Origin of the sequence: Clostridium sp., assembly GCF_051654825.1 — a bacterium.
In the GTDB taxonomy this organism is placed as follows: domain Bacteria; phylum Bacillota; class Clostridia; order Clostridiales; family Clostridiaceae; genus Clostridium.
In genome coordinates this window covers 1-4,176 of the sequence record NZ_JBOFYU010000020.1, presented here as the reverse complement: position 1 = coordinate 4,176, position 4,176 = coordinate 1, and the positions used below count along the sequence as shown (strand labels likewise).

At 28.8% G+C, this 4,176-nt stretch carries 3 protein-coding genes and 1 other annotated feature; all 3 genes read right to left on the bottom strand.

Annotated features, from left to right (window positions below; genetic code table 11):
- Nucleotides 1-524: tetratricopeptide repeat protein (locus ACRDBA_RS00745; RefSeq protein ID WP_438571036.1), on the bottom strand; the 524-nt coding region annotated here is incomplete at its 3' end.
- 153 nt (nucleotides 525-677) lie between these two features.
- The gene (gene argH, locus ACRDBA_RS00740; protein WP_438571035.1) at nucleotides 678-1,994 is read right to left on the bottom strand and encodes an argininosuccinate lyase; all 1,317 of its coding nucleotides are present in this window, start codon (nucleotides 1,992-1,994) and stop codon (nucleotides 678-680) included.
- Nucleotides 1,995-2,027: 33 nt separating this feature from the next.
- Nucleotides 2,028-3,563, bottom strand: a complete 1,536-nt coding sequence (locus ACRDBA_RS00735; RefSeq protein ID WP_438571034.1) for a Na+/H+ antiporter NhaC family protein — start codon at nucleotides 3,561-3,563, stop codon at nucleotides 2,028-2,030.
- Nucleotides 3,564-3,793: 230 nt separating this feature from the next.
- Nucleotides 3,794-4,001: a binding site (T-box leader), on the bottom strand.
- Between the last annotated feature and the right edge of the window lie 175 nt (nucleotides 4,002-4,176).

Below are 4,176 nucleotides of genomic sequence, written 5' to 3'. Positions count from 1 at the left end.
TTTCCATAGTACAACTCACATAGTAAGTGTTTTTCATTATTTTTTAGTGCAATAGTTTTTGCTCTTTCAAAAAATATTTCTGATTCCTCTATATTTTGTTGTATTATATGATTACTTGATAATGCACTATATATTCTTACATCTAATTCAATGTTTTTTTTTTCATTATCAATCACGCCATACTCTAACGCTTTATTCAAGTACGCTATAGACTCAGAGTGTTCATTTTGTAAGTATTTTATTGCTCCTAACGCATAATATGTTTTTTTTATTTTATACATTTCTTTATTATCTTTTAATCTTGTGTCTAGTTCTTTATTTATCTCTACTTCATAATTTTCAATTTCATCTTCAGTTAGTCTTGATTCTTCATCTCTATCTATAATTTCTATCAATTTTAATGTATAAGATTCTTCCTGTTTATTATATTTTTTTAATGTAATAAATACTCCTGTTAGAACAAGAACTGTACATATTAATAAAAATATAATTTTATTAATATTTTTACTTTTTAAATTTAACATCGTTCCTCCTGTACTAATTAAACTATTTACATCTTTTATATAATTAATCAAACTGTTTAAATCTATTTTATCAGAAAAAAAAAAGCATACCTTAAAATGTAGTAAAAGGTATACTTTTTGTCGTTTTCGGTATTTTTTTGTCTTATTATAATTTTATTTAATTGATATCTTGATACCTTTATCTAATATGTTTTCATAATCTATAAAATCATAAATATCCTCTTTAAACACATCTGCAAACTGACTCAACTCTTCAAGAGTAAGTTCCTCAATAGCCTTACTATTATCCTCACAATATATAACGATAGAACCAACTATACTGTGAGCATTTCTAAATGGTACTCCTTCTTTAACTAAATAATCAGCCACCTCAGTAGCATTTAAAAATCCACCAGAAACAGATTTTTTCATATTTTCTTCATTAACCTTTAAAGTAGCTATCATTCTTTCCATTATATTAAGGCACATTTCAATTTGTCTTACACTATCAAAAAATCCTTCTTTATCTTCTTGCATATCCTTATTATAAGCTAGTGGTAGACCCTTCATCACAGTTAATAATCCAATTAAATTACCATATACTCTACCAGTCTTACCTCTTACAAGCTCTGCACCATCAGGATTTTTCTTTTGTGGCATTATACTACTTCCTGTTGTATATAAATCATCTAACTCCACAAACTTAAATTCTTGGCTACTCCATAATATAAGCTCTTCACTTAATCTACTTAAGTGCATCATTATTATAGAAAAATCACTCATTAACTCTAATAAATAATCTCTATCACTTACACCATCTATGTAATTTACTACAGTTCTTTTAAATCCTAATTGCTCTTTAGTTATTTCTCTATCAATAAAATGAGTAGTACCTGCTAATGCACCACATCCTAATGGACTTTCATCTAATATTTCAAGTGCATTTATTAATCTTTTTTCATCTCTTAAAAACATACTATAGTATGCCATTAAGTGATGTTTAAAAGTAACTACTTGTGCTCTTTGTAAATGAGTGTATCCTGGCATTATTACATTATTATTATCGGCTACTGTTTTTATTGTTTTTTTGAATCTAGATAATATAGCTATAATATCTTGAGTTTTTTCTTTGGCGTATAATCTCATATCTGTAGCTACTTGATCATTTCTACTACGAGCTGTGTGCAGTTTTTTTCCTACTTCACCTATTCTCTCTATTAAATTTATTTCTACAAAACTATGAATGTCTTCGTAATTTCCTTCTAATTTTAACTTTCCACTATCTATATCTTCTTTTATATTTATTAAACCTTCTGTAATTGTATTAGCCTCTTCACTTGTTAATAGTCCAACAGCTTCTTGCATATATACATGAGCTATACTTCCTTGTATATCTTTTTCATATAATAATTTATCAAATCTAAATGAACTATTAAAATCTTCCATTAATTCATTTTCTTGTTTTCTAAAACGTCCACCCCATAATTTCATATTGTCTACACTCCTTCTTTTGTTTTATATTTATTATTCAGCTTCTAATTTCACTATACTATTTAACTTATTTTTAGATATTTTGCTTAGTGTAAACACACTAGCCACTAACATTACAAATGCAATTGCTACACTAACTTCACTTTCCACAAATCCAGCTATTAAAAATCCTATTAACGAAATCACTCCATTTAATAATGCATACGGTAACTGTGTTTGAACATGATCTACTAAATCACACCCTGCCCCTGTTGATGATAATATAGTTGTATCAGATATAGGTGAACAGTGATCTCCAAATAGTCCTCCTGATAAAACTGCTCCTATACAAACGTATATTGATGCATCTAATGACACAGCCATTGGTATTGCAAGTGGCATCATTATAGCAAAAGTCCCCCATGAACTACCTGTTGAGAATGATACACAAGCACCTAATATAAATAATATTGATGGTATTAGCCATGCTGGTACATTTCCACTTAAAACTTGTATTATATAATTTGCTGTACCTAAATTCTTTATTACTGCTCCTAATGACCAAGCTAATACTAACGTTAATGAAACGTACACCATTTTTTGCATTCCATTTATATAAATATTAAAAGATTCATTAAAAGTTTTTGTTTTATAATAAACCATTAATCCCATAAGAGTTATCGCAGCAAATAAGTATGCTGTAGTTAAGGCTACTCTAAAATCACTTCCTCCCACTGGTTCAAATGGAAATCCTAATGGTATTAATATTGAAAATAAAGTTATAAAAAGTACTATAAGTGGTGCTATTACTAAAGATGCCTTTGAGTTTTTAGCTTCTAGTTCTGATATTTTTTCTGACTTTCTTTGAGGATTCGAAGTATCCCAATATAATTTGCCAGTAGTCTCTACTCTTTTTTCAGCCTTTAGCATTGCAGAAAAATCTAACTTTGAAAATGCTATTAACGGAACCATTGTTATAGCTAATATTGGATAAATTTGATAAGGTATTGCTTTCACAAAAGCTGTAAAATCTGATTGATCAATATTTAATACCTCAAATTCTTTTTGTATAAGTCCCATTACATATACTCCCCATCCTATAAAAGGAACTAATACTGCAATAGGTGACGCTGTTGAATCTATTATCCATGCTAATTTTTCTCTAGATATTTTTAATTTATCAAATATAGGCTCAAATATTGGACCGACTATTAAAGGCGTTCCTAAATCAGAAAAGAATATTAAAATCCCTCCAAACCAAGCACTCATTTGAGCTTTAGATTTTGTGTTTATGTATTTAGTTACCTTTTGAGCAAATGCGTGGGCTCCACCAGATCTTTCAATAAGAGCAATAAATCCTCCTATAAACATAAGTAAAACTAATACTCCAGCATTATAACTATCTGTTAGCTGTACGAAGAAATAATCTCCTATTAATGATTTAACTGCTGTAATCGGCTGAAAGCTAGCTAAAACTAATACCCCTATAAAAGTACCTGTAAATAAAGATATTATTACATTTTTACTTAGTACTGCTATAATTATTGCCACTAATGGCGGAATCAAACTCATAACTCCAAAATGTTCCATATAGAACCTCCCTAATTTTTTTATATTTTTAATATATTTCTCTCTGACGCAAAAAAGTCCCTTAGCCAAAAGGCTAAGAGACGAACATTTCGCGGTACCACTCTTATTGATAAGCTCACAATAAAATATAATAAAACACAGAACTATACCTTAATTTACAGATACTAAACGCATGCAAAATAGTATCTATAAATTTAATAGGACATAAAAAAGCCCCTTGGCTATAAAAACCAAGAGACGAAAATTCCGCGTTACCACTCTTATTGATAAGTAAACTTATCCACTCAATCTCTTAAGGCGAGAACACCTATTACCATACTAATATTTCCGGCAATATCCTCCAAAGCTCTCTTCACACTAAATATCATTATTAGGCTTCCACCAACCCTAACTCGCTGTAAGTCAATTTAAAGCTACTCTCTTTTTCACAGGATTTTATATTTTCTGATTATTTTTTATATTATGATTATAATATATATTTTGTAAATGTCAACAGTATTTTTTATATTTTATATATTTTTCTATCTATTCTCCCCCTATTCTCTACACTCCTATACTAATGTAATTACTTGGATAATGAATCCCATATCTTATTACTAAACTAAGTATGTAT